2 protein-coding genes are annotated in these 2,659 nt (G+C 71.5%); both read left to right on the top strand.

Annotation, left to right across the window (positions count from 1 at the left end):
• Positions 1 to 497, top strand: a 497-nt coding sequence (locus ABD308_RS20955) for a helix-turn-helix transcriptional regulator (RefSeq protein WP_344337466.1), incomplete at its 5' end; no start/stop codon positions are given.
• Between the two features lie 188 nt (positions 498 to 685).
• Positions 686 to 2,503 carry a bifunctional metallophosphatase/5'-nucleotidase gene (locus ABD308_RS20950; protein ID WP_344337465.1) on the top strand — a complete coding sequence of 606 codons (1,818 nt, stop codon included), beginning with the start codon at positions 686 to 688 and terminating at the stop codon, positions 2,501 to 2,503.
• Positions 2,504 to 2,659: the final 156 nt, after the last annotated feature.

Genomic DNA, 2,659 nt, shown 5'->3' with positions numbered 1-2,659 from the left:
CGGTGCTGGTCGCCGAGTCGGCGGACGCGGCCGCCACGGCGGCGCTGCGCCGGCTGGTGCGCGGCGCCGGGCAGCAGGTGGTGCTGGTGGTCGACCGGCTGCGCGAGACCGAGTTGATGGAGGCCGTCGAGTGCGGGGTCGCGGCGATCCTGTGGCGCCGGGAGGCGACGCCGGAGCGGCTGGGCCGGGCCGTGCTGGCCGCGGCCCGGGGCGAGGGTGACCTGCCGGCGGATCTGCAGGGGCGGCTGATCGCCCAGGTGGGCCGTCTGCAGCGGTCCGTGCAGGGCATGCCGGGGCAGGCTCCGGCGGGCCTGTCGGAGCGTGAGTCGGACGTGCTGCGACTGGTCGCGGAGGGGTGGGACACCGGGGAGATCGCGGCCCGGCTGTCGTACTCGGAACGGACCGTCAAGAACGTGCTGCACGGTCTGACCACCCGCCTCCAGCTGCGCAACCGGGCGCACGCGGTCGCCCACGCGGTCCGCGAGGGGTACATCTAGATCCACCCATGTCGAGGGGGCGGGGGTGAACGCACCCGCCCCCTCGACATGAACGGGTCGCCAAGATCTCATCTGCCGGAAAGGTCCGGGGGCTATCCATCGGGTTGACCGCGCGGCACACTTCTACGCGCGTACTTCTACGCGCGTCACCGAGGTCCGTTCCGCAGTCCCAACGGGAGAGTCGCCCAATGTCCCTGAACCGCCGTGACTTCGTCACCCGGTCCGCCGCCACCGCCGCCGGCGCCGCCCTCGCCGGTGGCACCGCCGCCACCCCCGCCGCGGCGGCCGGACCGGACGAGGCCCGCGCCAAGGGCCGGACCAAGCGCCAGGCCTTCACCGTGATGGGCACCACCGACCTGCACGGCCGGGTGCTCAACTGGGACTACTTCACCGACGCGGTCTACGCCGACAAGGCGCACAACGAGGTCGGCCTCGCCAAGATCTCCACGCTCGCCAAGCAGGTGCGCGAGGAGAAGGGCTGGGACCGCTGCCTGCTCATCGACGCCGGTGACACCATCCAGGGCACCCAGCTGACGTACTACTACGCCCGGATCGAGCCGATCGCCACCGAGGCCGACACCGCGCCCGAGCACCCGATGGCGCTCGCCATGAACACCATCGAGTACACCGCCGCCGCGCTCGGCAACCACGAGTTCAACTACGGCATCGACACCCTGCGCGCCTACGAGGAGCAGCTGGACTTCCCGCTGCTCGGCGCCAACGCGCTGTACGCCCGCAACGACAGGCCGGCCTTCCCGCCGTACGTGATCCGCAAGCTGAAGCTGGGCAACGGCCCGGCCCTCAAGGTCGGCATCGTCGGCCTGACCAACCCGGGCATCGCGATCTGGGACAAGGCCAACGTCGCCGGCAAGATGACCTTCCCGGGCATCGTCGAGACCGCGAAGACCTGGGTGCCGAAGGTCAGGGCCGCCGGCGCGGACGTCGTCGTGGTCGCCTGCCACTCCGGCACGGACGAGGCCACCTCCTACGGCGACCAGCTGCCCTGGCCGGAGAACGCCTCGGTGGCGCTGGCCGAGCAGGTGCCGGGCATCGACGCCGTCCTGGTGGGCCACGCGCACAAGGAGATCGCGCAGCGCCTGGTGGTCAACAAGGAGACCGGCCGGACGGTCGTGCTCTCCGAGCCGCTGGCCTGGGGCCAGCGGCTGACCTGCTTCGACTTCGAGGTCGAGTTCGACAAGGGCGCGTGGAGGGTCGTCTCGCTCTCCTCCCGGGTGCTGAACTCCAACACCGTCCCGGAGGACCCGGAGATCGTCGACCTGATGACCGACCAGCACAAGAAGGTCGTCGCCTACGTCAACCAGGTCATCGGCACCGCCAGGATCGAGCTGTCCATCGCCGAGGCGCCGTTCCGGGACACCCCGATCATCGACCTCATCGGGCGGGTCCAGGCCGACGTGGTCCGCGCCGCGCTGGCCGGCGGCCAGTACGCCGGACTGCCGGTGCTCGCCCAGGCCGCGCCGTTCAACCGCACCGCGAGGATCCCGTCCGGGGAGGTCAAGCTGCGCGACGCGGCCGGCCTGTACATCTACGAGAACACCCTGGAGGCCCGCGTCCTGACCGGCGCCCAGATCAAGGACTACCTGGAGTTCTCGGCGAAGTACTACGCCCAGGTCGCCCCCGGCGCGCCGGTCGACAAGGCCACCCTGACCAACGCGCAGAACACCCCGGACTACAACTACGACGCGGTGTACGGCGTCTCGTACGACATCGACATCGCCCAGCCGGTCGGCTCGCGGATCGTCGACCTCTCCTTCGAGGGCAGGCCGATCGACCCGGAGGCCCGGTTCGTGCTCGCGGTCAACAACTACCGCGCCAACGGCGGCGGCAACTTCCCGCACGTCGCGGCCGCCACGATGGTGTGGGCCAACTCGGACGAGATCCGCAACGCGATGATCTCCTGGGTGAAGGAGAAGGGCGTGATCGACCCGGCCGACTTCTTCACCGAGTCGTGGCGCCTGGTCCGCGCCGGCCAGCCGGTCTTCTGACCCGGACCCGGACCCGGACCCCGACCACCCGCCGACGCCGCGCCACCACCGGAAGCAGCCCCGGGGCCCACACCCCGGGGCTGTTCCCCCGCCGCCCGGCCCAGGTAGCGTGCCGGACATGACGCCGCACCACCGAAGCCCCGGCCCCCCGCAGCC

Origin of the sequence: Kitasatospora putterlickiae, assembly GCF_039527695.1 — a bacterium.
In the GTDB taxonomy this organism is placed as follows: Bacteria; Actinomycetota; Actinomycetes; order Streptomycetales; family Streptomycetaceae; genus Kitasatospora; species Kitasatospora putterlickiae.
This window is presented reverse-complemented; position numbering and strand designations above follow the sequence as displayed.

Coding starts and splice junctions, on each gene's coding strand:
- ABD308_RS20950 (WP_344337465.1), top strand. CDS start 686: ATGTCCCTGAACCGCCGTGACTTCGTCACCCGGTCCGCCGCCACCGCC.